Source organism: Streptomyces sp. NPDC007896 (assembly GCF_042959425.1).
Taxonomy (GTDB): domain Bacteria; phylum Actinomycetota; class Actinomycetes; order Streptomycetales; family Streptomycetaceae; genus Streptomyces.
In genome coordinates this window covers 150150-175492 of sequence record NZ_JBIBKX010000003.1, presented here as the reverse complement: position 1 = coordinate 175492, position 25343 = coordinate 150150, and the positions used below count along the sequence as shown (strand labels likewise).

21 protein-coding genes and 3 pseudogenes are annotated in these 25343 nt (G+C 68.5%); 17 read left to right on the top strand and 7 right to left on the bottom strand.

Annotation, left to right across the window (positions count from 1 at the left end):
- Positions 1-421 precede the first annotated feature (421 nt).
- From ACFZDJ_RS11970 to ACFZDJ_RS11950, 5 genes are all read right to left on the bottom strand, one after another.
- Positions 422-1561 carry an aminotransferase class I/II-fold pyridoxal phosphate-dependent enzyme gene (locus ACFZDJ_RS11970; protein WP_391058127.1) on the bottom strand — a complete coding sequence of 380 codons (1140 nt, stop codon included), beginning with the start codon at positions 1559-1561 and terminating at the stop codon, positions 422-424.
- Positions 1562-1596: 35 nt separating this feature from the next.
- Positions 1597-2232, bottom strand: coding sequence for an FCD domain-containing protein (locus ACFZDJ_RS11965; RefSeq protein ID WP_390931140.1), 636 nt, complete (start codon positions 2230-2232; stop codon positions 1597-1599).
- Positions 2233-2271: 39 nt separating this feature from the next.
- Positions 2272-2532 carry a hypothetical protein gene (locus tag ACFZDJ_RS11960; protein WP_391058124.1) on the bottom strand — a complete coding sequence of 87 codons (261 nt, stop codon included), beginning with the start codon at positions 2530-2532 and terminating at the stop codon, positions 2272-2274.
- A gap of 146 nt (positions 2533-2678) precedes the next feature.
- The gene (locus tag ACFZDJ_RS11955; protein WP_391058121.1) at positions 2679-4916 is read right to left on the bottom strand and encodes an MMPL family transporter; all 2238 of its coding nucleotides are present in this window, start codon (positions 4914-4916) and stop codon (positions 2679-2681) included.
- Positions 4917-5044: 128 nt separating this feature from the next.
- Entirely contained in the window at positions 5045-5644 is a 600-nt protein-coding gene (locus ACFZDJ_RS11950) for a TetR/AcrR family transcriptional regulator C-terminal ligand-binding domain-containing protein (protein WP_390931138.1), read from the bottom strand.
- 399 nt (positions 5645-6043) lie between these two features.
- Between ACFZDJ_RS11950 and ACFZDJ_RS11945 the strand changes: the two genes are divergently transcribed.
- The 10 genes and pseudogenes from ACFZDJ_RS11945 (at position 6044) to ACFZDJ_RS11900 (ending at position 12654) form a co-directional block, all read left to right on the top strand.
- On the top strand, positions 6044-6181 hold the full coding sequence (locus ACFZDJ_RS11945) for a hypothetical protein (RefSeq protein ID WP_390931136.1): 138 nt from the start codon (positions 6044-6046) through the stop codon (positions 6179-6181).
- Positions 6182-6401: 220 nt separating this feature from the next.
- Positions 6402-6527: a hypothetical protein gene (locus ACFZDJ_RS11940; protein ID WP_390931134.1), complete on the top strand. Its 126-nt coding sequence runs from the start codon at positions 6402-6404 to the stop codon at positions 6525-6527.
- 40 nt (positions 6528-6567) lie between these two features.
- A complete protein-coding gene (locus ACFZDJ_RS11935; RefSeq protein ID WP_391058118.1) occupies positions 6568-7254 on the top strand; it encodes a hypothetical protein in 687 nt (228 codons plus the stop codon).
- A 55-nt stretch (positions 7255-7309) separates the two neighbouring features.
- Positions 7310-7417, top strand: a pseudogene (locus ACFZDJ_RS11930) (TetR family transcriptional regulator); the annotation flags it as partial.
- Between the two features lie 162 nt (positions 7418-7579).
- Positions 7580-8059, top strand: a pseudogene (locus ACFZDJ_RS11925) (PP2C family protein-serine/threonine phosphatase); the annotation flags it as partial.
- 35 nt (positions 8060-8094) lie between these two features.
- Positions 8095-8814: a TetR/AcrR family transcriptional regulator C-terminal ligand-binding domain-containing protein gene (locus tag ACFZDJ_RS11920; RefSeq protein WP_391058115.1), complete on the top strand. Its 720-nt coding sequence runs from the start codon at positions 8095-8097 to the stop codon at positions 8812-8814.
- On the top strand, positions 8811-9740 hold the full coding sequence (locus ACFZDJ_RS11915) for an ATP-binding cassette domain-containing protein (RefSeq protein WP_390931128.1): 930 nt from the start codon (positions 8811-8813) through the stop codon (positions 9738-9740). The genes ACFZDJ_RS11920 and ACFZDJ_RS11915 overlap by 4 nt, the downstream gene beginning before the upstream one ends.
- Positions 9740-10573, top strand: coding sequence for an ABC transporter permease (locus ACFZDJ_RS11910; RefSeq protein ID WP_391058112.1), 834 nt, complete (start codon positions 9740-9742; stop codon positions 10571-10573). Before ACFZDJ_RS11915 ends, ACFZDJ_RS11910 begins: the two co-directional genes overlap by 1 nt.
- A gap of 36 nt (positions 10574-10609) precedes the next feature.
- Positions 10610-11986 (top strand): histidine kinase, encoded by a 1377-nt coding sequence (locus tag ACFZDJ_RS11905; RefSeq protein ID WP_391058109.1) that lies wholly within the window; start codon positions 10610-10612, stop codon positions 11984-11986.
- Entirely contained in the window at positions 11983-12654 is a 672-nt protein-coding gene (locus ACFZDJ_RS11900) for a response regulator (RefSeq protein ID WP_390931123.1), read from the top strand. The genes ACFZDJ_RS11905 and ACFZDJ_RS11900 overlap by 4 nt, the downstream gene beginning before the upstream one ends.
- 192 nt (positions 12655-12846) lie before the next feature.
- On the opposite strand, the gene ACFZDJ_RS11895 is transcribed toward ACFZDJ_RS11900, so the two are convergent.
- The gene (locus ACFZDJ_RS11895) at positions 12847-13503 is read right to left on the bottom strand and encodes a TetR family transcriptional regulator (protein ID WP_390931859.1); all 657 of its coding nucleotides are present in this window, start codon (positions 13501-13503) and stop codon (positions 12847-12849) included.
- Positions 13504-14335: 832 nt separating this feature from the next.
- A complete protein-coding gene (locus ACFZDJ_RS11890; protein WP_391058106.1) occupies positions 14336-14965 on the bottom strand; it encodes a TetR family transcriptional regulator in 630 nt (209 codons plus the stop codon).
- A gap of 134 nt (positions 14966-15099) precedes the next feature.
- On the opposite strand from ACFZDJ_RS11890, the gene ACFZDJ_RS11885 reads away from it, so the two are divergent.
- From ACFZDJ_RS11885 to ACFZDJ_RS11855, 7 genes and pseudogenes are all read left to right on the top strand, one after another.
- Positions 15100-16272 (top strand): cytochrome P450, encoded by a 1173-nt coding sequence (locus ACFZDJ_RS11885; RefSeq protein ID WP_390931119.1) that lies wholly within the window; start codon positions 15100-15102, stop codon positions 16270-16272.
- 82 nt (positions 16273-16354) lie between these two features.
- The gene (locus ACFZDJ_RS11880; protein WP_391058103.1) at positions 16355-17605 is read left to right on the top strand and encodes a cytochrome P450; all 1251 of its coding nucleotides are present in this window, start codon (positions 16355-16357) and stop codon (positions 17603-17605) included.
- Between the two features lie 37 nt (positions 17606-17642).
- Positions 17643-18449: an SDR family NAD(P)-dependent oxidoreductase gene (locus ACFZDJ_RS11875; protein ID WP_390931115.1), complete on the top strand. Its 807-nt coding sequence runs from the start codon at positions 17643-17645 to the stop codon at positions 18447-18449.
- Between the two features lie 176 nt (positions 18450-18625).
- Positions 18626-19846 (top strand): cytochrome P450, encoded by a 1221-nt coding sequence (locus ACFZDJ_RS11870; protein ID WP_390931113.1) that lies wholly within the window; start codon positions 18626-18628, stop codon positions 19844-19846.
- Positions 19847-20071: 225 nt separating this feature from the next.
- The gene (gene icmF / locus ACFZDJ_RS11865) at positions 20072-23302 is read left to right on the top strand and encodes a fused isobutyryl-CoA mutase/GTPase IcmF (protein ID WP_390931111.1); all 3231 of its coding nucleotides are present in this window, start codon (positions 20072-20074) and stop codon (positions 23300-23302) included.
- 29 nt (positions 23303-23331) lie between these two features.
- Positions 23332-24195, top strand: a pseudogene (locus ACFZDJ_RS11860) (3-hydroxybutyryl-CoA dehydrogenase).
- Between the two features lie 234 nt (positions 24196-24429).
- Complete coding sequence (locus ACFZDJ_RS11855; protein WP_391058100.1) at positions 24430-25125, top strand: TetR/AcrR family transcriptional regulator C-terminal ligand-binding domain-containing protein; 696 nt, start codon at positions 24430-24432, stop codon at positions 25123-25125.
- Positions 25126-25343: the final 218 nt, after the last annotated feature.

Sequence of the window (25343 nt, the reverse complement as noted above, 5' to 3'; positions counted from 1 at the left end):
ACTATCTGCTCACCATGCGATGGACGTCACATGGGGGAGCGACATCGAGCCCAGACGCTCGATCTGCAGCCGTAGCGTCCAGGGTGCCGGGTCGGCACGGGCCCGCAGTGCTTGCTGCGTGCCCGGCCGGGCGGTCGACAGATCAACGCCAGGACATCCACCGGGTCAGCCATAAGTAAGAGTCAGGCCGATACGGCCGGGACCACCCGATCCTTGCGTGATCCGGTAAATCGGGCAGCCCCAGGTCGCGGCCGCATCCTGGACGGCTGTCTCCGAGACCGCGTCCCGCGGGTCGTGGTGGCGCAAGGCCGTCGCGTCCGGGACGACCCGCTCATACACCCCGCTCGGCGTGCTCACCGTCAGCGCCATCGGGTCCGAGCACGATAACCGCGTCCCGACCGCCCACTGCGGACCTGACCGTTCAAGGGCGCGGGAGGCGGCCAAGGGCCGTCAAAAGCGGATCGATCTTCCCGGCGACGCAGACACGTATCCATCCCTCACCCGCCGCGCCGAACGCCACACCCGGAGCCACCGCGACGCGCTGCTCGATGAGGAACTTCTCCGCCCAGGCCGAGACATTCCCATCGCTGGCGTGGGAGACATTGATCCACAGGTAGAACGCGCCTGCTGGCCTCTGGTAGCGGATGCCCTGATCGTCGAGTAGGGCAGACGCTGCCTTGATGTTCCCCCTGTAGCGCTCGCGGGCTGCGGCCACGTGGCTCTGGTCGCCTTCCAGGGCGGCGACCGCAGCCAGCTGAGCAGGTGTGTTCACGCAGCTCACGATGGACTCCTGCGCAGCACGGAAGGTGTCCGCGATACCGGTTGGCGTCACGAGGTAGCCAACCCGCGCGCCGGTGAGGGCGTACGTCTTGGACAGTGAGTAGACGCCGAAGACCCGGTCGTCGCTGTCCAGGCTCGCAAGGCTCACGTACGGGCTGTCGTAGGTGAAGTACTCATACACCTCGTCACTGATGACCCACAGGCCGTGGCGGGCGGCGAAGGCCAGCAGTTCGCGCAGCAGCTCCGGCCCATAGACGACGCCGAGCGGGTTCGAGGGACTGTTGATGAGCAGGACCCTGGTACGTCTGGTGATGAGCTGGTCCAGTTGCGCGAGGTCGGGCTGAAATCCGCTGTCCGGTGTGAGCGAATAGGGAACAGGGACCGCGCCGACCAGGCGTGGTGTCATGGCGAACGTGGCATAGCCCGGGTCGGGGATCAGGATCTCGTCGCCAGGGGCGAGTGTCAGCGACATGGCCATGTGGAGCGCTTGGGCGCCGCCGGCGGTGACGTGGACCTGGTCGCCGGAGACGGAGTAAAGGTTGTCACGGCGCAGTTTGGTGGCGATCGCCGTACGCAGGAGCGCGAGGCCGTCGTTGGGGGTGTAGTTCGTGACATCGTCGTTCCATGCCCGCGTGCCGGCGTCGAGAATGTGCCGGGCGACGGGCAGTTCGGGCTCACCGATGCTGAGCGGAATGATGTCGTCGAGTTGAGCGGCGATCTCATAGATGCGCCGGATGCCGGACGGCGGTATGGACAGCGCGTTCTCGGACAGTTTCGGCACTGCGGTCTCCTGATCTACGGAGTTCTGGGATCGGACTAGCGTGTGCCGAGGTAGTAGCTGAGGTGGGTGTGCAGCAAGGCGCAGTACGTGTCCGCGTCACCGGCCTCGAAGGCATCGAGCAACGCCACGTGTTCCTGCGCTCCCGGAGACAGGTGCTCGGGGCGGATGTGAAGGAGCTGAAGCCGCAGCCGCAGCTGACGATCGCGCAGCAGGTTGTACATCTGGGAAGCGATTGCGTTTCCCGAGGCTCGGATGAGCGCACCGTGGAACTCCGCGTCACACTCGGCGAACGCCTCGATGTCGCTGTCGGCGGCAAGCCTGCTCTGCCTGTCGACAAGAAGCCGGAGCTCGGCCAGAGCGGCCGGGCTGGGCCCTGGGCCGCCGAGAGCACGACGAACCGCCGATGCCTCGATCGCCTCGCGCATCTCCACGACGTCGCGGGCCTCATGAGGAGGCATGGGGGTGACCGCGGCGCCCTTGCGCGCGTGCAGCGTCACGAGCTTCTCCGTGTCCAGACGCAGGAACGCTTCGTGCACCGGGGTGCGGCTCATGCCGAGCTCGGCCGCGACGACTCCTTCGCTGACGAGCTCTCCACCGGCGAACGCTCCGGACAGGATCGACTGCTTGACGTGCAGATACGCGCGGTCTGCTGCCGCGAGGGTCTTGGGCATGGGGGCAGCCTAGACTACTTGCATGCAAGAATGCATTCTTCAATGCATTGATGTTGATCGCGCGGTGGGCAGCCCTGAATGGGAGACCGCCCGGTACAGGGTCACGTCGCACTGCTCACTGAGGCGTTCATGTGTCACCGCGACGGCGACCGCGTCGATCGGACCGGACTGCAGGTCCACCGGGCTCGTGCGCTGCCAGCTGCCGTCGGCATGGTCCGGCACGTCGAAGATGTCCTCTCCGGGTCGGACACGGGCTGCCGCCCTGCGGCACTGGCTGGTCAGCAGGCCCCCAGCTGCCACGGGTGCACCGGGCTCTGGCACCGGCCCGGCTGCCACGATCTGTCCGGCACCTACCGCAACGAGGGAGCGGCCTCCCGAACCCGGTGTGTAGCGCCCTACACCCTGGGGTCCGAGAGGCCGCTGTGACTACCTCCGGGCCATTTCCCCTACGCCCGGATCAGCTCCCTGTCCTCGTCCGGATCCGAGTCCTTTGCGTCTGACAGGGCCTTCAGGCCCTCGCCCTCGACATCGACGTTCGGCAGTATCCGGTCCAGCCACTTCGGCAGCCACCAGGCCTTCTTCCCAAGCAGGGCGAGCACCGCCGGCACGATCACCATGCGCACGATGAACGCATCGAAGAAGACGGCGATGGCGAGGCCGAAGCCCATCATCTTCACCATCGACTCGCTGGAGGTGATGAAGCCGGCGAAGACCGCGACCATGATGATCGCCGCGGCCGTGACGACCCGGGCACCGTGCTTGAAGCCGGTCACCACCGCCTCGCCGGGGCGCTCCCCGTGGACGTAGGCCTCTCGCATACGGGTCACCAGGAAGACCTCGTAGTCCATGGCCAGGCCGAAGACCACACCGACCAGGAAGATCGGCGTCATCGACATGATCGGGCCGGTCTCGTCGATGCCCAGCAGGCCGGACAGCCAGCCCCACTGGAAGACCGCGACGACGGCGCCGAGCGCGGCCAGCACCGACAGCAGGAAGCCGAGGGCCGCCTTCAAGGGGACCAGGATCGAGCGGAAGACCAGGATCAGCAGGAGGAAGGCGAGGCCCACCACCAGCAGGAGGTACGGAAGCAGCGCGTCGGACATCTTCTGCGAGATGTCGATGTTCACCGCGGTGGCGCCGGTGACCAGGACCTGCGCGTCCGTGGCGGCCTTGATGCCTGCGGCCTTGCCGCGGATCTCGTGCACCACATCCTCGGTCTGCGTGGACGCGGGCTTGGAATCGGTGGTGACAGTGATCGTCGCGGTGTCACCGGCCTTGTTGAAGGTGGCCGGGGAGACGGACACAACGCCCTTGACACCCTTGATCTCGTCGGTCACGTCGGTGGCCGCGCCCTTGGGGTCCTTGCTGTCCTTGCCGTCGACGACGACCATCAGCGGACCGTTGAACCCGGGCCCGAAGCCCTCTGACAGCAGGTCGTAGGCCTGGCGCTGGGTCGTGGACGTCGGCTGTGAACCGTCGTCCGGCATGCCCAGCTCCATCTTGGTGACGGGCAGCGCCGCCGTGCCCAGGCCGACCACCGCGACGAGGAGCACCGTGACGGGGCGCTGGAGCACGAACCGCGCCCATCGAGTGCCCATGTTGGGCTTGGGCTCGACCGAGGTGTTCTCCGGGGCCGCCGCGGCCTTGCGGCGGCCGAGCAGCTTGCTCTTCCCCCCTGCGGGGGAGACCTTGCGGCCGGCGTAGCCGAGCAGCGCGGGGACCATCGTCAGGGCGACGAGAACGGCGACGCCGACCGTGCCGGCCGCTGCGAGGCCCATCTTCGTCATCATCGGGATGTTGACGACGGACAGACCGGCCAGTGCGATGACCACCGTCAGACCGGCGAAGACGACCGCTGAGCCGGCGGTGCCGACGGCACGTCCGGCCGCCTCCTCGCGGTCTCGGCCGTCCGCCAGCTCGCTGCGGTAGCGGGAGACGATGAACAGCGCGTAGTCGATGCCGACGGCGAGGCCGATCATCGTGGCGAGCGTGCCGGTGGTGGCGCCGAGGTCGAGGGTGCTCGCCAGGGCGGTGATGGTCGACATGCCGATGCCGACGCCGATGATCGCGGTCAGCAGCGGAAGCCCGGCGGCGACCATGGAGCCCAGGGTGATGACCAGGACGAGCGCGGCGACGGCGATGCCGATGACCTCACCGATACCGGCCTCGGCGGCCGTCTGGAGGGCGTCGCCGCCCAGTTCGACGGTCAGGCCGGCGTCGCGGGCGTCCTCGGCGGTCTTCTTCAGGGCGTCCCTGGAGGAGTCCTCCAGCTCCATGCCGGGGACCTCGTACTTCACCGTCGCGTACGCGACGGTGCCGTCCTTGCTGACGGCCTGGGACGTGTAGGGGTCGGTGACGGAGCCGACCTCGGAACCGCTGCCCAGTTCCTTGACGGTCTTCTCCACGGTTGCCCTGACGTCGGCGTCCGTCATCTTCTCGCCGGAGGGCGCCTTGAAGACGACACGGGCGGTCGCTCCGTCGGCGGCCGAACCCGGGAAGCGCTGGTCCAGCAGGTCGAAGGTCTTCTGGGCTTCGGTACCGGGAATGGAGAACGAGGTCTCCCCGGCAGAGGGCGCGGAGGCCGCGCCGACCCCGGCAAGGGTCAGCAGGGCCACCCAGAACAGGGCGACGAAGTGCCGTCGCCTGAAGGCGAGCCGGCCGAGTTTATAGAGGATCGTGGCCACGAGGGCGGTCTCCCGGTCAGGTCGTGTGTTGTGCAGGGCAGGGGTGATCAGCCCGGCGGGGAGACAGGGATGATCGTCCCGACGACTTGAGCGGTGACGTCAGGTGGCGAGGTGGGTGCGGGGAGGGCTCAGGTGGTGGGTACGCCGAGGGCGGGGAGGACCACTGCGTCGATGTACGAGACGAGGAACTCCTGGGTGGGCGGCTCATCGTCGAGCAGCGCCTTGGCCGCGAAACCGCCGACCATCATGTGCAGCAGGAATTCCAGCGCGGGGCAGTTCACGCGGACCTCGCCCCGGTCGATAGCACGCCGGATCATGAGGTTGAAGCCGCTCATCTCCGGCTCGACGAGCTGCGCCCGCAAGGCGCGGCGCAGATCCGGGTTGCCGTGCATCGCCATGGCGACGCCCCGCATCAGCGACGACTTCTTCTCGATCGTGCAGTCGTCGTCGAGCTTGACGGAAGCGTGCAGGTCGCCCCGCAGTGAGCCGGTGTCGATGTCGTCGTGATTCGGCTTGGAGTGCTTCATGGCGCGCACCACGAGCTCGGCCTTGCCGCCCCACTGGCGGTAGAGCGTGGCCTTGCTGGACCGGGTGCGGGCCGCTACGGCGTCCATGGTCAGGGCGTCGTAGCCGACTTCCCGGAGCAGATCGAGCACGGCCGCGTACAGCTCGGCCTCACGCTCGGGCGTGATCCGACTGCGACGCGTCGTTGCGACAACCCGGGTCATGCCTCTCACCTGCTCACTCTGCGTGTTTCTCGTTCGTACGACCATGAAGATATCCTCACTCCGGGCGAAACGAAACCGTTTCGTACGCGTGGGATAAATCAATGAGTTGATTTAAACTGTAGCGGAGGGCGGCTTCCCGAGCAAACGGGACACTGTCGCGGTACACGGGGAGGTCTGGCTGCGCCTGCCTCATCCCGGCGGTGACCTGTTGTGCTGCGCGGCCGAGGGTGGCCTCTGGCTCTCCCCGCTTGTCCCTGCTGCGCGTAGCTGCGACCTCGACGGCCGCACGCTAGGCGATCACGCGTGCGAGGCGTTCGCTGGGGCCAGGTCCACAACCCAACGGCGGCAATGCCACCCCAGCAGGCGCGTCAACGGAGTTCCTGGGCCTGCCCCCGGCTCATGCGCACCGTCGGACTGCAGGGCCCGCACCGCGGACTACGGCGGCTGAGGCCGAACCCCGACCCACGGGCCACGTCACGGCCCGACCTCGTCGTCCGCAACTTCACTCCGGACCCGGACGGCCTGGACACCCGCTGATGCGGTGACATCTCCGGCAGACCTCGTCGCGCCCATCCTGGCCAGGCCCTTGCACCGATCCATCGGCCCTTGGCCCCGCGCCCGCGCCGCCAAGGGCACCGCATACAAGCCGTCCGAATCCGGCAAGGGCGGCCGGACGCCCCGGCTACCCGCTGCCCGCGCACGACGAGGGGACCCTTCCAGTAAGGCGGCTCCCGGCAAGGCCGGGGGTTCCGGAGCGGTGGTTACTCCAGCCGCCCAGTCCTGGCACGACGTCCTGGCCAACACTCCTGACCTCGGCTCCTGGGGCACCCGCACCCGCTACCTCGAACTCGGCTACCACGACGGGAGCGGCCCTCGCAGCTAACCGGCCGCCTGCCCCCGCTGCCGCGTCAGTGGTCGGAGACATGCCTGGTCAGACGGCTGATGTGGTCCGCAGGCCGGTCCACAAGAGAAGCCCTGAGCTGCCCGACTCCTCCTGCTCTCGGCATCCTGCCCTGGCAGGCCATCGCGAGGACCAAGCCGTTCTGGAAACGCTGCGTCTCGGGCCCGCCCAGGCCCTGGCCGCCGTGGATGTCAACAACCTCGAGAACATCGCCGTCCCGATCTCCGCGCACGGCGTGGCACCCACCACACAGCTCGTGATCAGAGCGGGCGACCACGAAGTCATCGCGGAGACCCTGCCCCTGCCGCCTCTGGGCGCCACCAGGGATGTCACCAGCCTGGCCGTCACCTACGTCCTCGCCCACCCCCTGCAGGGCCCTACTGCGGCCGTGGTGGCATACCGGCACGACACGTGTCTGCAGACGGCGGACGAGAACTTCACGCCCTGGCCCCTGACCACTCACGAACACCGCCGTCATCACAGCTCAGACATCCCCGGGTTTGATCGAGGGCTCATTTCCAGCTATATTTTAAATCAACTCGTTGACTTATCAGTACGGCACCAGTCCCGCACGAACCGGAAACCCGAGATGCCCGTCGTTCCCCCGCTGGTCCTAATGCTCGTCGGACGCGCCCTGCAGGGCCTGTCGGCCGGTGTCGTCCCGTTGGGCATCAGCATCGCGGCGGACTCCTCCGGCACGAAGGCCTGACGACGTTCGCGGCCCGGCGACCGCATGCCCGCTCGAGATCGGAAGGACACTGTCCATGACGAGCGACGCCACACGCGGACAGATCCTGCGGGCGGACCTGAAACTCTTCGCCGAGCAGGGATACGACAAGACCGCTCTGCGCGAGATCACCGAACGGCTCGGCGTGACCAAAGCCGCGCTCTACTACCACGTCAGAGCCAAGGAGGACATCCTCACTGCTCTCGTCCAGGAGTGGTGCGGGCCTGTCCAGGAGGTGATCGAGTGGGCGTGGGCCGCACCTCCCGGACTGGAGACGAGGCGACAGCCTCTGCGCCTGTATGAGGCAGCGCTCGTCGACGCCCTGGACGCAGCGGTCGTGCGGCACAACTCCTACGCCGAACAGACGGGTGACGACGAGCGGTTCGTCACCGCCCTCGTCATCGGTGTCGAAACGGGCAAGGAGGCTCAAGTGGTCAGCTGCGAGCACATTCCACCGCAGCCGGTGCACGACGGTGGCATCGTCACGCCGATGCTGGACACCGGTGTGCCCCTCGGTCTCGCCGAGCTCACGGACGAGCCCGCGACGACGGAGTGGTTCGCGTTCCCGGCCGGGTCGACGCTGCTGTTCACCACCGATGGCCTCACGGAGACACGTGCCGCCGACGGCGCGTTCCACCCGGTCGACGAACGGCTGGAGAGCCATGCCGGCCTCTCCCCGACCGACCTGGCGCAGGCCCGCTACGACGACGCCCGAACGTTCGCCGGGGACGACGGTGGGCACGACGACGTCGCCGTGCCCACCGTCCGCCGGACACCGACGCGTTGAGCACGCAAGCTGTCCTCCCTGCGAAGGACCCCCGCATGGCACGAGCCAGGCCCCTGAGGACGAGGCCTCCGGTACCGCTCCGCCGCCGCCTCGACCCCGAACTCACCGCCTGTGCGCACGCGGCGGTGATCGACCTGCTGCGCGAGATCGGCTACGACGCCCTGACCGTGGAAGCCGTCGCCGCCCGGGCGCACTGCAGCAAGACCAGTCTGTATCGCCGGTTCAGCGGCAAGCAGGAGCTGGTGACCGAGGCTTTGCGACACCTGTCGCCCTTCGACGTCGACACCGTCGACACCGGCTCGCTCGCCGGGGACCTGCACGCTTTGATCGACGGGCGTGGCGAGGACGGGCTGCGCGAAGACGCGGCCCTGATACGGGGCCTGGTCAGCGCCCTGCACACGGACCCCGAAGTCTCCTCCGCGCTACGGCAGCCCGGCCCCGGGAGACTCGACGCCCTGATCGCCCGCGCAGTGGACCGCGGCGAACTCGCCGACCGGCACTCGGCGTCGTACCACCTGCCGTGTCTACTGCTCACTGCGGTCCTCACCCGCTCCCTGGTCGACGACGTCCCTGTCGCCGGCGCCTACATGCATCACTTCATCGACGTGGTGATCCTGCGCGCCCTCGGTGCCGTCGACGGGCGGCACTGGTACCCGGGTACCAACATCGCCCCCGGAACCGGAGACGGGTCCGGTCGCGCTCATAGCTTGGGTGCCGAACTCACAGCCCCACAGGCGGGAGAGAACCACCCGTGATCGACGTCCAGCAACTCACCAAGCGGTACGGGGACAAGACCGTCGTCGACAACCTGACCTTCACCGTCAAGCCCGGTCAGGTGACCGGATTCCTAGGCCCGAACGGCGCCGGGAAGTCCACCACCATGCGCATGATCATCGGTCTCGACCGGCCCTCCGGCGGATCGGTGACGGTCAACGGCAAGGCCTACGCGGGGCACCACGCCCCCCTGCAGGAGATCGGCAGCCTGCTCGAAGCCAAGTCCGTCCACCCCGGGCGCAGTGCCTTCGCCCATCTCACGGCCCTGGCCCGCACACACGGCATCCCCCGCAGCCGCGTCGACGAGGTCATCGAACTGGCCGGCCTGCAGAGCGTCGCCCACAAACGGGCCGGTGCCTTCTCGCTGGGCATGGGTCAACGGCTCGGCATCGCGGCGGCGCTCCTCGGCGACCCGGAGATCGTCATGCTGGACGAGCCGGTCAACGGGCTCGATCCGGAAGGGGTGTTGTGGGTGCGCAACCTCCTGTCCCGGTTGGCTGGCGAGGGCCGTACGGTCATGCTCTCCTCCCACCTGATGAGCGAGACCGCGCTGATCGCCGAGCATCTGGTGATCATCGGGCGCGGTCGGTTGCTCACCGACACGACAGTCGATGCCTTCATCCAGCAGGCCGGAGGCAGGGGCGTGAAGGTCGCGAGTACCCAACCGGAGCGGCTGCGGGCGGTGCTGTCCGGCCCGGACGTCACCCTCACCTCCGCCACCGCCGAGGAGCTGGTGGTGGTGGGCCTGGACGCTCACCGCATCGGCGCGCTGGCCCTGCAGCACGGGATACCGCTCTACGAACTCACCTCACAGACGATGTCGTTGGAGGAGGCCTTCATGGAACTCACCAGCGATGCCGTGGAGTACCAGAGCGCCCCCGCCGCGACCACGACGAAGGCCGCCTGATGACCGTGACAACCACCGCACCCGCCACCGGGTCCAGGGAAGCCGCCCGGCCCGACTACAAGGTCACCTTCCCCAGGGTGGTGCGCTCGGAGTTCGGCAAGTTCCTGTCGTTGCGCTCCACTCTGATCGCCCTTGGTCTGTCCCAGGTGCTGCTCGTGGCTGTCGGACTGACCGCCGCGGCCGTCTACACCCCCGGCGGCCAGGACGGGAGCGGACCGGACATCCAGGACGGACTCGTGGGCCTGTCCCTGACGGGCGTGACGTTCGCCGAGCTCGCCCTCGGCGTGCTCGGCGTCCTGATCACGGCCGGCGAGTACACCTCGGGCACGATTCGCTCCACACTGGCAGCCGTACCCAAGCGGCTTCCCGTGCTGTGGTCGAAGACCATCATCTTCGGCGTGATCGCTCAGGGCGCGGCCATGGGAGGCGTCCTGATCACGTTCCAGCTCGGCGGCATGATCCTCAAGACCGAAGACCTCTCGATGTCCCTCTCCGACGCCGGTGTGCTGCGGGCCCTGATCGGCGCCAGTCTCTACCTGGGGCTGGTCGGGGTGTGGGGCGTGGCCCTGGGCGCGCTGCTCCGGTCCACCGCGGGCGGCATCGCCGTACTCGTCGGCCTGCTCCTCATCGTGCCCGGTCTGACCGGGTTGCTGCCCGCGTCCATCCGCGACGACGTCACCCCGTACCTGCCCAACAACGCCGGCCAGGCGGCGTACCACCTCCATGAGGCGTCGGACTCGCTCGGCCCCTGGGCCGGACTGGCCGTGTTCGCCGTCTGGGTGACGCTGACGCTCGCTGCGGCCGCGTACCGGCTGGCGAGGACCGACGCCTGACCGGCAGGCGTGGGACAGGCTTGCGGTGACAGGGGCATGCGTCCGATGAGAGCGGAGACGACGGCGACCGAGCACCCCTTGGGCGCCGGATCCTGGTGCCTTGCCCCGCCCCCCGGGCTGGAGGCCGCCTGGACCCATCCCTTCCTCGGCCGCCTACTGCGCGCCCAGCGCCGACTGCGTCATGCCGACCGGAATCGCCCCTGGGTGCTGGACTCGGCGGTGATGGCGATCGTCGCCTCGACAGCGGTGGTGGACGCCTGTTTCGGCAGCGACCGGGGCCCCTTCGACGCGACCCGACCCGACCTGCCGCTCAGCGTGCTGCTCGCCCTCACCGCCGCGATGGTGCTGCCACTGTGGTGGCGGCGCCGGGCGCCCGTGGCCGTCTCCTCCTTCGTGACCCTGAGCGCCCTGGTTCCGTGGACTCTCAACCTCTGGCTGCTGGCTGGGGCATGTCTACTGACCGCCCTTTACAACCTGGCACTGCACGGCCCACTGCGGCTGCTGGGCTGGGTGGCCGTGGCGGTGCTCGCAGAGGTGAGCGCCGCGGTGTGGTTCCTGCTGCCGTCCGACGATCCCACCCCGGGCATGCTGCTCCTGGTGAGCCAGGAGATCGCCGCGATCGCCCTGGCCCTGGCCCTGAGGACGCAGCGTGTGTACCTTGCCGCGCTGCGAGACCGGGCGGCCCGCCTGGAGATCGAGCGGAAACAGCGTGAACGTCTCACCGCGGCCGCCGAACGCAACCGCGTCGCCCGCGAGATGCACGACATCGTCGGCCACAACCTCGCCGTCGTTGTCGGGCTCGCCGACGGGGCAGCAGCCCTCGCCGCCAGTCAGGGCGAGCAGAGCGCCGAGGTGCTGCGCCTCATCGGAGACTCCAGCCGTGAGGCCATGGGTGAAGTGCGCCGCATGCTGGGCATGTTGGGCGACGAGCCGGAGGACGCACCACTCAGCCCGCAGCCGAGTCTCGCCGACCTGGACACTCTTCTCGCCCGGGTGCGCGCCGCCGGGCTGAGCGTCTCGTATCGCACGGAAGGAGACCTCAGCGACTTGGGCGGCGGCATACAGCTGACGATCTACCGCATCGTCCAGGAAGCGCTGACCAACATCTTCAAACACGCCGGCCCCGGATCCACCGCACAGGCCACCGTGACCTCCGGGAAGGGCGGCATCCGAGTGCGGGTCACCGACACAGGACCGTGCCCCAGCGACCGGCACCCGGCTGTGCCACCCGGCTCGTCCGGCCACGGCCTCGTGGGCATCCGGCAGCGCACCGCGCTGTACGGCGGCACCGTCACCGCCGGTCCGCGCCCGGACCGGCCTGGCTGGGTCGTGGACGTCACCCTCGGCCCGGCGGGTGCCCAAGAAGCACATTCCGCTTTCTCCCGCGCCACTCCAGGAGACCAGGCCCGATGATCACCGTCTTGATCGCCGACGACCAGCCCCTTCAGCGCCTTGGGTTCCGCATGCTGTTGCAGGGCACACCCGGCATGACCCCCGTCGGGCAGGCCGCGCATGGTGCCGAGGCCGTCCGCATGGCCGCCGAACTGCGCCCCGAGGTCGTCCTGATGGACATCCGGATGCCCGGCATGGACGGCATCGAGGCCACCCGCCGCATCGTGGCCGCCGACGCCCGCATCCACGTCCTCATACTCACCACCTTCGCCCTCGACGAGTACGCTCATGCCGGCCTGCGCGCGGGAGCCAGCGGGTTCCTTCTCAAGGAGGCCCGCCCGGAGGAACTCATCGCCGGCGTCCGGGCAGTAGCGAGTGGCGACGCGGTCGTCTCACCCCGCCTCACCCGGCGTCTCCTCGACGCCTACGCACACCAGGTCCTCTCCCCCACCGGTGACACCGACACCCAAGTCGACCCGCGGGTGAGCACCTTGAGCGAGCGCGAGCACGAGGTCCTGCTCGCCATCGCCAAGGGCTGGACCAACACCGAGATCGCCGAACACCTCGTCCTGACCAAGTCCACGGTCAAGAAGCACGTCGGCCGCGTCCTCGCCAAACTCGGCGCACGCGACCGCGTCCAGGCCGTGATCATGGCCTACGACGCGGGACTGGTCCGACCCCGCGCCTGAGCCGCAGTCCACGAAGGGATCATGGAACCGCAGCCCGGCACACGGCCGTCTCAGACTCGACCGCGGACACCTGATTCTCCCGACTCCAGGTTCTTCGACCGATGCCGTGGACGGGGCATGTCGGCCCGGTTCATCCCTCTCTTCACCGGCTTGCCCGCCGGACCCACAGAAGTGCGCCGAAAGGTCCAGCGATCAGCCCCCGTGGGTGACCGGCGCCTGCCACAGGCCGACAATGGCGTCGATCAGGCCGTTCGCCGCCTCACGCCAACTGGCGCGGGAAGTCTGCTCGTTATCCGCAAGGGCACGCTCACGTTCGGCGGTCATCTGTGTGATGAGGTGACGCGTCATGGCGGCCCGTTCGGCGTGCACCTCGGCCGGCAGGTCGGACAGGCAACGGTCCAAGCCCTCCTGCAGCTTCCGCATCGACGGCTGGCCGGCCGCGAACTCCTCGGTCGTGATCGCACGCAGGGCCGGATCGGCCGTGACCTGGGCGATGAACCGGGCATACCAGCTGGGGGCACCCAGAGCCTCCACGTACTCGGTGACAGGGCGGACCGCACAGGCCACCCAGTCCCGCAGGTCTGAGGAGTCGCCGATGTCTGCCAACATGCGAAGACGGCCGGTCTCTATTCCCTCGGCATGCCGACGGGCGATGGCGCGCACCAGGTCGACCTTGGTACCGAAGTGATAGCTGACCGCGGCATTGTTGCCCTGCCCGGCGGCCTCGCTGATCTGGCGGTTGGCGACCGCATGCACCCCATGCTCGGCGAACAGCCGCTCCGCCGCGGCCAGAAGTGCCTCCCGTGTCGCGCCGACCTGCTCGTCACGCTTCGTCCTGCCGCCCATCATCACCACCACTTCGGGACATCACACGGTCTGCGAGGGCCCGTCCCGCAAGCCCTCGCAGATCCTCGACCGGATCGGCGAGTTCAAACGACGAAAGCGTACGCAATGACACGTCCAGCTAAGGCCACCCTCCTCCATGATTCCTCCACGCAGGGTTTCTGCCGGATTCAGCCGGCCCAACTGGAACTCAGCCGCCGCCCAGTGCATACTTTAAATCACGCCATTGATTTAATACTACCCGAGCCGCCTGCACCTGCCTGCTCAGCCGGAAACCAGCTGATCCTCGCCTCCCCCTCCTCCCGCCAACGCACAGTCGCCACGGCACCCGGACCCCGCCGAAGCAGCCACCACCGCGGAAGCCGGGCAGAAGGCGTAGCCCCGGCCGGATCGGCTTGAGGGCGGGATGCGGTCCGGTCTCCGGGCCAGGGTCAGGCGGACCAGATGGCGCGAACCCGTTCCGTCACGTGTCAGCTTTACCAACCGACGTGACTGGCGGAGGCCAGCCGACGGAACTCACGACACCAATAGCCCCGGCTCACGCTCGTTCGACCGCGCCGTTCGTCGGCTCGTCATCCACGGAAGCCGTCGGGCGTCAGCCGACAACCCTCCGTGACAGGTCGACGGCCACGTCGCGAGTAGGCCTCGCGACGTTAAAATCTATCACTCACAACTTTTAATGCCTGGGGTGACCTCGGCACCGCCACCCTCGCGATCGCGCACGATCGCGCACGCCAACTCGATCGCTCCGACTGCCATCCGGATCCATAGATCCGCCCCAACAGGCCAGAGCCGACCGGCTGCGCCCCTGCCCCCCCACCTCGGCGGTCACCGTTCGTCAGGCCAGGTCACCCTGGACCAGAGGGCGGCCGGGCAGCGGCATACCCGGAGCCCGCAGCCCGTCGAGAATCAGGGCCGTGGCCCGGTGCAGCATCATGTCCGCGACCCCGGTGTCGGCGGCCGGAAAGTGTCTCACCAGCAGTGACAGCAACACCCCGATATCGCCTGCACCGATGTCCGTACGCAGGCTGCCCTCCCGCTGCGCGGCCGCCACCAAGTCGCCGAGCAGCCCGAAGATCTCGTCCCGGAAACCCCGGATGTCCGGATCCCCGGTGATGACCGCACGGGCGCGTTCCGACAGCAGCGCCAGCTGGGCAGTCACCCGCAACTCCCGCGAGTGAGCGAGGAGACGGGTGATCGTGTCCCAGGCGCTCGGCTCCTCCCGGGCCACCGCCCGCACCTCTTCCAGGACGCGACCGAAGCTGTCCCGCGCCACGGCCCGGATCAGGGACTCGCGGTCGGGAAACCGCCGGTAGAGAGTGCCCACGCCGACCCCGGCGCTCCGGGCGATGTCCTCCATCGGCACATCGGACCCCCGCGCCTGGAACACGACTTTCGCGGCCGCCAGGATCTGGTCACGGTTGCGCCGCGCGTCGGCTCTCATCGGGGTGCGGGGGTCAGCGGTCATACGGCTGATTCTCGCAGTGTGGCGTCCCTCTCAACCCAAGCTAGATGGACGAATTTCCTCCAGTTCGGTACCGTCGAAATCCGAAGCGGAAGAATTTCATCCGAAATGCCGAGCGCACTCGGAGGTTTCCCCCCATGTCCGCCGCCACCCCTCTCCCCCTTGCACGCACGTGCCCGTTCTCCCCCGTCACGGAACACGTCCAGCTGCGCCAAGACGAACCCATCGCCCGCGTCACACTGCCCAGCGGCTCCCAGGCATGGGTGCTGACCAGGCACGACGACATCCGTACGATGCTGGCCGACCCTCGATTGAACGCCAACCGCACCCTTCCCGGCATACCGCAACTGACGGACGGTCCGAAAGCGCGGCTCGGGTCCTCGCTGATCACCGTGGACTCTCCGGAACATCGGCGCCGACGGCGCGAGGTCACCGGAGAGTTCACAGTCAAGCGGGCAGCCGCGCTGGAGCTGCGAATCCAGCAGGCCGTCGACGATCGCATCGACGCGATGCTCGACGGCCCACGCCCCGCCGACCTCGTACAGGCCCTCGCGCTGCCGGTGCCGTCCGTAGTGATCTGTGAACTGCTCGGTGTCCCCTACGAGGACCACGAGTTCTTCCAGAACCACTCCAGCGCGCTGCTGCGCCTCACGGCGCCGGACGAAGAGAAGAAGGCTGCCGCGGTCGAGCTGCTGCGGTACATGGAAGCCCTGGTCGCGAAGAAGGCGCGGGAGCCTGGCGACGACCTTCTGAGCAGGCACCTGGAGAAGACCCGAGACCGGACAGGGGCCGCCGGCCTCGGGTTCCTGCTACTGATCGCGGGGCACGAGACGACCTCGAACATGATCTCCCTCGGCACGATGATGCTGCTGCGGCGGCCCGAGACCGTCGCGGCGATCCGCTCGGACCCGGCGAAGACACCGGGCGCGGTCGAGGAGCTGATGCGGTACTTCACCGTCGCCGAGTACGCCGTCGTCCGCGTCGCGGACGAGGACGCCGAGATCGGCGGCGTGACCATCCGCGCGGGCGAGGGCGTGCTCGCGCTGTCCAACACCGCGAACCGTGACCCCGCCGCGTTCGAGGCCCCCGACGAGTTCGACATCGAGCGCGACTCCCGCAACCACCTCGGCTTCGGCTACGGCGCCCACCAGTGCCTCGGCCAGAACCTGGCCCGGGCGGAGCTGCGCATCGTCTTCGACACGCTGTTCCGGCGACTGCCCGGGCTGCGCCTGACCCGGCCGGCCGAGGAGCTGCCGTTCAAGGCCGACGGGAACGTCTACGGCCTCTACGAGCTACCGGTGACCTGGTAGGCCACGACCACTTGTCCACCGCCCTGACGGAGTTGTCTGTTTTCCCCGTCCACGGCTCCCTTCCCCCCACCTGAGGAGTGACATGACCAGCTCCCTTGCCACCACCGATAACGAGTCCGTTCCCGACTTCCCGATGCCGAGGGATGCCAGGTGTCCGTTCGCCCCGCCGCCTGAGCTGCGGGAGCTGCACACCGAGCAGGTTCGTTCCGATCAGCCGCTCACGAAGGTCCGGATCTGGGACGGCAGCACGCCCTGGCTCGTCACCCGCTACGACGACCAGCGGACCCTGCTCGCCGACCCGCGCTGCAGTGTCGACCAAAGGCGTCCCGGCTTCCCGTACATGAGCCCCTCCTTCCGCGAGGTCGCCGAGCGCGGCAGCGAGCCTGCCTTCCTCACCATGGACGACCCCGAGCACGCCCGGATCCGCCGGATGATCTCCGGTGCCTTCTCGATCAAGCACGTCGCGGCCATGCGGCCCGCCCTCCAGCGCATGACCGACGACTTCATCGACACCATGCTGGCCGGGCCCAAACCCGTCGACCTCGTCCACGCCCTCGCTCTTCCCCTGCCCTCCCTGGTCGTCTGCGAACTGCTCGGCATCCCCTACGAGGACCACGAGTTCTTCCAGACCAAGAGCGAAGTGGGCATGCGCCACGACGCCGGCCGGGAAGAGGTGGCAGCCTCCCACCACGCCCTGCTGGACTACCTCGACAGCCAGATCGAGGCCAAACTCGCCAACCCGGCCGACGACATGCTCTCCAAACTCGCGGCCCACTACCGGGACGGCGACCTCACCCGCCGCCAGGCCGCCTCCATGGGCCTGCTGATACTCGGCGCCGGGCACGAGACCACCGCCAACATGATCGCGCTGAGCGTCACGGCCCTGCTGGAACACCCCGAGCAGCTCGCCGCCGTCCGCGACAGCGACGACCCGAAGGTCCTGGCGAGCGCAGTCGAGGAACTGCTGCGCTACCTGACCATCATCCACATCGGCAACCGCCGCATCGCCCTGGAGGACATCGAGATCGGCGGCCAGACCATCCGCGCCGGTGAGGGCCTCGTCATCCCCAGCATCACCGCCAACTGGGAGGAAGCCTTCTTCCCCGACCCCGACCGGCTCGACGTCCACCGGGACGCCCGCCGCCACCAGGCCTTCGGCTTCGGCATCCACCAGTGCCTCGGCCAGCCCGTGGCCCGCCTGGAACTCGAGGTCGTCCTCGGCACCCTCTTCCGCCGCATCCCCACCCTGCGCCTGGCGACCGACCTGGAGAAACTCTCCTTCAAGAACGACGGCATCGTCTACGGCCTCTACGAACTGCCGGTGACCTGGTAGCCGCCGACTCACACGCGTCGTAACTGAAAAGGACACCATGACCAGGACCGCCGTTGTCACCGGAGCGTCCTCCGGCTTCGGAGCAGCCCTGACCAGGGCGTTCGCCCGAGCGGGCTGGAACGTCGCCGCGACCATGCGCACCCCTTCGAAGGCTCCCGCCGATTTCGCGAGCCTTGCGGCCGTCGAGGTCATACGGCTGGACGTGACCGAGCGCGAGTCGATCGTGACGGCTCTCGGCGCGGTCGACGCCCGTTTCGGCCCGGTCGACGTCCTCGCCAACGTCGCCGGCTACGGCCAGCGAGGATCACTGGAGGAGGTGACCCTCGATCAGATCCGCGCGCAGTTCGAGACCAACCTGTTCGGGCCGCTGGAACTCACCAAGGCCGTGCTGCCACGGATGCGCGAGCGCGGCGCCGGGCACGTCATCAGCTTCTCCTCCGTCGCCGGCACAGCGGCGGTGCCGACGATGGCGGCGTACAGCAGCTCGAAGTTCGCCCTCGAAGGCTTCAGCGAATCACTCGCCCAGGACGTCCGGCACCTGGGCATCAAGGTCACCATCGTTCAACCGGCCTCCTACGGAACCGAGTTCGGCGCCGGCCTGCGCGCACCGGCGCACCCCATGCCCGAGGAGTACGGCCCCGCCCGGACCCTGCTTTTCAGCCAGGACGACTACAAGCGTGGTGACCTCGACGCGTCCGCCGACGCGGTCGTCTCGATCGCCGCAACCGACGATCCGCCGCTGCGTCTGTCCCTCGGCCACGGGCTCCATCTGCTGCGCAGCAAACTCGCCGCGCAACAGATGGAGTACGACCGCTGGGAAAAGCTCACCGCGGCCACCCTGTAAAGCTGCCCGGCCGGTGGATCCGAGACGGTTTCCCTGGTGCCCGGCCGCCCCGTCGATCCACTTCACACAACTCCCCTACGAGACAAGGACGTCAAGGCCACCGGCGACGTCAGCTCCACGATCCGCGTCCGACGAGACGCGAACAGGTTCTTTCCCTCCACCACGAGGAGACGCAGATGAGCCAGCACGACCAGGTCGTCCACATGCCGCTGACCACCGACGGCCCACTGGAACCGTCAGCGGACTGGAAACGCCTGCGCGAACAGTGCCCGGTGGCCACCGTCGAACTCCCGAGCGGAGACACCGGCACACTGCTGACCCGCTACGACCATGTCAAGGCCCTCCTGTCGGACCCCCGTTTCTCCCGCCCGACCGCCGAGGACGACAGCATTCGGCTCACCGCCGACGGAGCGACCGGCGTAGCGGCCGACGACGACCGGTCGATGAGTGTCCCCCTCAAGGGCGAGGCCCACCTGCGGTGGCGGCGGCTCCTGGGCAGGTACTTCACCGTCAAGCGCGTGGCGGCGCTACGCCCCGGCATGGTGGCGACGGCCGAAGGCCTGGTCGACAGCATGGTCAAGAGCGGGCAATCCGCCGACCTCAGGACCGCGCTCGGCTTCCCACTGCCGATCTACGTGATCTGCGAGCTCCTCGGTGCACCCGCCGAGCACCGGGACCGCTTCTCCTACTGGTCCGACGCGTTCCTGAGCGTCAGCCGCTACCCGAAGGAGGAGATCGCGGCCGCACATTCCGAGTTCGTGACGTACATGTCCGAACTCATCGCGGCCAAACGGGCCGAGCCGGGCGAGGACGTGCTCAGCACTCTGGTGGTGGAGAGCCTGGCCGAGGGTGAGGGGCTGACCGACGCCGAGCTTGTCGCGACGGGTATGGCTCTGCTCGTCGCCGGGCACGAGACGACCGCCAACATGATCGGCAAGATGGTCGCCATGCTGCTGGCGGACCGCACCCGGTGGGAGCGGCTGCTCGCCGATCCCTCCCTGGTGCGCACCGCGGTCGACGAGGCGCTGCGCTTCGACACCAACCAGGCCACCTTCGGTATCCGGCGCTATCTCGGCACGGATTTCGACGTCGACGGACAGTTGCTGCAGGGCGGCGCCACCGTGTTCTGCGTCCCCGCCGCCGCCAACCGCGACGGGCGGACCTTCGCCGACCCGGACGAGATGGACCTCGGCCGCAACCCCAATCCCCATCTGACCTTCAGCGCGGGAGCCCACTCCTGCCTGGGCCAGTCCCTTGCCCGCACCGAACTGCAGGTCGTTCTTGAGGTCCTGCTGCGGAAGCTGCCGACCCTTGCCCTCGCCGTACCGGTACCGGAGTTGCGCAAGCTCGAGGGCTTTGTCGTGGGTGGCCTGCGCGAGGTACCCGTGCGGTGGTGACGTCGCTGAAACGACCGACGTGAGCGGCTCCCGCGAGTCCGCTCACGCGGTCGGTCACCGAGCGCGGTCGCTCCTGCGCCCGACGGGCAGTGAAGGAGATCGCGTCAACGGGACCACTCGGCAACTTTGTGGTCCTGGCTACATCGACACGCCCCTTCTCCAATTTACTAGGACGTCCTAGTATCTGTTCGGTCAGTATTCCCGTGTCCTGTCTGGGAAGGCCCCATGAGCGACTTGCACCGCCCCGCGCACCCTGTCCGGCTGGTCACCGCTTCGGCTCTGTTCGACGGGCATGACGCGTCGATCAACATCATGCGGCGGATCTTCCAGTCCCAGGGTGCCGAGGTGATCCATCTCGGACACAACCGGTCGGTGCGGGAGGTCGTCGACGCGGTCCTGGAGGAAGACGCGCATGGCGTGGCCGTCTCGTCCTACCAGGGCGGGCACGTCGAGTACTTCGAGTACCTGGTGGAGTCGCTGCGCGCGCAGGGAGCGGAGCACGTACGCGTGGTGGGCGGCGGCGGAGGCGTGATCGTGCCCGAGGAGATCGCCCGGCTGCGCAACAGCGGGGTGACCATCTTCTCCCCGCAGGACGGGCAGCGAATGGGCCTGGCCGGAATGGTCAACTCGGTGGTGCGGGACTGCGACTTCGACCTGTGGGACGGCAAGCCGGCCGACGTCGCCGCCCTTCTCGCAGGCGACCGGTTCGCGATCGCCCGCGCCATCACCGGGGCGGAACTCGGCAAGTTGCCCGCGGATCTCCTGGAGCAGGTGCGTACAGCGGCCGTGGCACGGACGGTGCCGGTGCTGGGCATCACCGGCACCGGCGGTTCGGGAAAGTCGTCGCTGACCGACGAGTTGGTGCGCCGGTTCCGGGTCGACCAGCAGGACAAGCTGCGGATCGCGGTGATCGCGGTCGACCCGACCCGCCGTCGCGGTGGCGGCGCGCTGCTCGGTGACCGGATACGGATGAACTCCCTCGACGGCAACCGGGTGTTCTTCCGGAGCCTGGCCACCCGCGCCAGCCGCGAGCTGCCCGAGCACCTGTCCGACGTGATCGACGTCGTGAAGGCCGCCGGCTTCGACCTCGTGATCGTGGAGACGCCGGGCATCGGCCAGGGCGACGCGGCGATCGTGCCGTTCGTCGACGCCTCGCTGTACGTCATGACCCCGGAGTTCGGCGCCGCCTCGCAGCTGGAGAAGATCGACATGCTCGACTTCGCCGACGTCGTGGCGATCAACAAGTTCGAGCGGCGCGGCGCCAAGGACGCACTGCGCGACGTGGGCCGCCAACTGGTCCGCAACCGCGAGGCGTTCGGCATGCGGCCCGAGGACATGCCGGTGTACGGCACCTCCGCGGCCACCTTCAACGACGACGGCGTCACCGCCCTCCACCAGCACCTGAAGACCGTCCTGGCCGAGAAGGAGCTGGTCCTGTCCGAGGGCACGCTGGCCCCGGTCGACGGACGCCACTCCTCCGGCATCCGGCAGGTCGTACCCGCAGACCGGGTGCGCTACCTCGCCGAGATCACGGACACCGTCCGCGCCTACCACGCCGAGACCGGCCAACTGGCCGAAGCGGCACGGCGCGTACAGCGTCTGCAGACGGTCACGGCCGAACTCGTCGATGCCGGCTCCGACGCTGGGAACGTGGAGTCGCTGCTCGCGGACGCCCGCAGGCAGCTCCCGTACGACATCACGAAGCAGATCGAGAACTGGCCCGCCGTCGTCGCCTCCTACTCCGGCGACGACCAGGTCGTGCGGGTCCGGGACAAGGAGATCCGCACCAAACTGACCCGCGAGTCCCTGTCCGGCAACAAGATCCCCCGTGTCGCGCTGCCCCGTTTCACCGACCACGGGGAGCTGGTGCGGTTCTGGCGCCGGGAGAACCTTCCCGGCCGCTTCCCGTTCACGGCCGGGGTGTTCCCTTTCAAGCGCGACGGCGAGGACCCGGCACGGATGTTCGCCGGCGAGGGCGACCCGTTCCGTACCAACCGGCGCTTCAAGCTGCTCTCCGAGGGCCAGCCCGCCACCCGGCTGTCCACGGCTTTCGACTCGGTCACCCTCTACGGCCGCGACCCGGACGAACGCCCCGACATCTACGGCAAGGTCGGCACCTCCGGAGTGTCGGTGGCCACCCTCGACGACATGAAGGCGCTCTACGACGGCTTCGACCTGGTCGCGCCCACCACCTCGGTCTCCATGACGATCAACGGGCCCGCGCCGACCATCCTGGCGTTCTTCCTCAACACCGCCGTCGACCAGCAACTCGACCGGTTCCGGACCGCCGAGGGCCGCGACCCCTCTGGCGAGGAGGCGGCCGAACTGCGGGCGCACGCACTGGCGAACGTGCGCGGCACGGTGCAGGCCGACATCCTCAAGGAGGACCAGGGCCAGAACACCTGCCTGTTCTCTACCGAGTTCAGCCTGCGGATGATGGCCGACATCCAGGAGTGGTTCATCGCCCAGAAGGTCCGCAACTTCTACTCGGTGTCCATCTCCGGCTACCACATCGCCGAGGCCGGCGCGAACCCCATCAGCCAGCTCGCCTTCACCCTGGCCAACGGCTTCACCTACGTCGAGTCCTACCTCGCCCGCGGCATGCACATCGACGACTTCGCCCCCAACCTGTCGTTCTTCTTCTCCAACGGCATGGACCCCGAGTACTCGGTGCTGGGCCGGGTGGCCCGCCGCATCTGGGCCGTCGCGATGAAGGAGAAGTACGGCGCCGCCGAGCGCAGCCAGAAGCTGAAGTACCACGTCCAGACCTCCGGACGCTCCCTGCACGCCCAGGAGATGGACTTCAACGACATCCGCACCACGCTGCAGGCGCTCATCGCGATCTACGACAACTGCAACAGCCTGCACACCAACGCCTACGACGAGGCGGTCACCACCCCGACGGAGGACTCCGTCCGCCGGGCCCTGGCCATCCAGTTGATCATCAACCGGGAGTGGGGCCTGGCCATGAACGAGAACCCCCTCCAGGGCTCGTTCGTCATCGACGAACTCACCGACCTGGTCGAGGCCGCCGTACTCGCCGAGTTCGAGCGGATCAGCGAGCGCGGCGGCGTGCTCGGCGCCATGGAGACCGGCTACCAACGCGGCCGCATCCAGGACGAGTCGATGCTCTACGAGCAGCGCAAGCACGACGGCACCCTGCCCCTCATCGGCGTCAACACCTTCCGCAACCCGCACGCCGACACCGCCGAGCCCGGCGTCATCGAACTGGCCCGCGCCACCGAAGAGGAGAAGCACTCCCAGCTGGAGCGCGTCCACACCTACCAGTCCCGACACCGGGACGAGGCGCATACCGCCCTGACCGCCCTCAAGAAGGCGGCCGTGAGCGACCAGAACGTGTTCGCCGTGCTCATGGACGCCGCCCGGGTCTGCTCCCTGCAGCAGATCACCGACGCCTTCTTCGAGGTCGGCGGCCAGTACCGCCGCAACGTCTGACCAGGCCACTTCTTCCGACAGGACCACGGATGGAACCCGTCACCCGTCTCGGCGTCGTCGGCGGTGGCCTCGTGGGCTCAGGCATAGCCGAAGTCGCCGCCCTGGGCGGCATCGACGTCCGGGTCGCCGAGGCCACCCCGGACGCCGTCGAGAGCGGCCGCCGACGCATCACCACCTCCCTCGACAGAGGCGTACGGCGCGGCAAGCTCGGCGAGGAACAGCGCGACCAGGCTCTCGCCCAGCTCTCCTTCACCCACGACCTCGGCGACCTGGCCGAGCGCCAGTTCGTGATCGAGGCCGTCGCCGAGAACCGTGACATCAAGACCGACGTCATCCGGTCCGATCCCTGGACAAGGGTGTCGAGGACCCGGTCGCGATCCTGGCCACCAACACCTCCTCGATCCCCATCGTCGATCTCGCCGTCGCCACCGAACGGCCCGGCCACGTCAGTGGCATGCACTTCTTCAACCCCGTGCCCGTGCAGCAACTGTTCGAGCTCATCCCCCCGCTCACCACCAGCCCGGAGACCGTCCAGCGCACCCGCGACTTCGCCGGGGCAACTCGGCAAACAGGCCATCCAGGCACCCGACCGCTCCGGCTTCGTCGTCAACGCCCTGCTCGTGACCTACCTGCTCGGCGCGGTCCGGATGGTGGAGTCGGGCGCCGCCCGCCCGACGACATCGACCGCGGCATGGAACTCGGCTCCGCCCACCCCATGGGGCCCTTGCGCCTGCTCGACCTCATCGACCTCGACAGCGCCCAAGCCATCGCCGAGTCCATGCCCGAGGAGCAAGCAGCCGCTGTACGCACCGCCGGCACTCCTGCGCCGCATGGTCGCCATTGGCCACTTAGGGCGCAAGAGCGGACGCGGTTTCCACGTCTACCAAGCTTGAACCGTCAGCACTCCCGCGAGTGTCACCCACCACTTCCCCGCATCACGCAAGTGACGTGATAGGGGGCGATACCGCGATGGTCGCCAGAATTCAAGCACTACGAGGCCGGGAAGCGACCGGCCCCACACCGATCCGCACGCACATGGTCCTGATGCCACAGTGTCCGCCGTCGTCGCCGTGCGCCGGTCACCGAACCGCTGACCAGGACCCTCTATACGTCAGAAGGATCCCGGCATGGCACGCACGACGCCCCAGCAGGCAAGGGCTCAGAGGTCTCCGGAATCGCACCGCGGTCGCCTCGGCTCCGAGCGCACCACCGAGTTGTACACGGCGGTGGTCGACCTGCTGCACACAAGCGGCTACGACGCCCTGACCATGGAAGCCGTCGCCGCCACCGCGCACTGCAGCAAGGCCACTCTGTACCGCCGTTTCAGCGGTAAGCAGGAGTTGGCGACGCAGTCCCTGCTGTGTCTCTCCCCCTTGGACGTCGCCGTCTTTGACACCGGTTCACTCGCCGGGGACCTGCACGCGCTGATCGAAGGGCGGGACGAGGACCGGCTGCGCGACGACGCGGCCCTGTTCCGGGGCCTGCTAAGAGCGCTTCACACTCACCCCGAGCTGGCGTCCGCACTGCGGAAGTCCGGCCCCGGTCAACTCGACGCGCTGGTCACCCGCGCGGTGGGTCGAGGGGAGCTCCCCTCGACCCACCCGGCGTCGGGTTACCTCCCGCACCTGCTGCTCGGGGCGCTGATCACCCGCTCTCTGCTCGAGGGCGTTCTCGCGGACCGCACCTTCCTGCACCACATCGTCGATGCGGTGATCCTGCCCGCCCTCGGCGTCGCGAGTCCGCGGCAGGACCAGGAGGCCGGTTCCGACGGGCATGTCGAGGTCGGTCGTACAGGCGGGGGCCGCAGGCCGATCCGCGGCTGAGCGCGCCGAGCGAGCACCGGAACGAGGCCCTGCCGCCAACCGCCAAGAGCCGAACCAACACCTGGAGACCGCCGAACGGCTCGCCCCGACCGAGCCCACGGTGAAGAAACACGTCAGCCGAATACTGACCAGCCCCGGCGCACGCGACCGCATCCAGGCGGTGGCCATAGCGTACGACGCCGGCTTGCGCTGTGTCCCCGTCGTGCAACGCGTGCGCG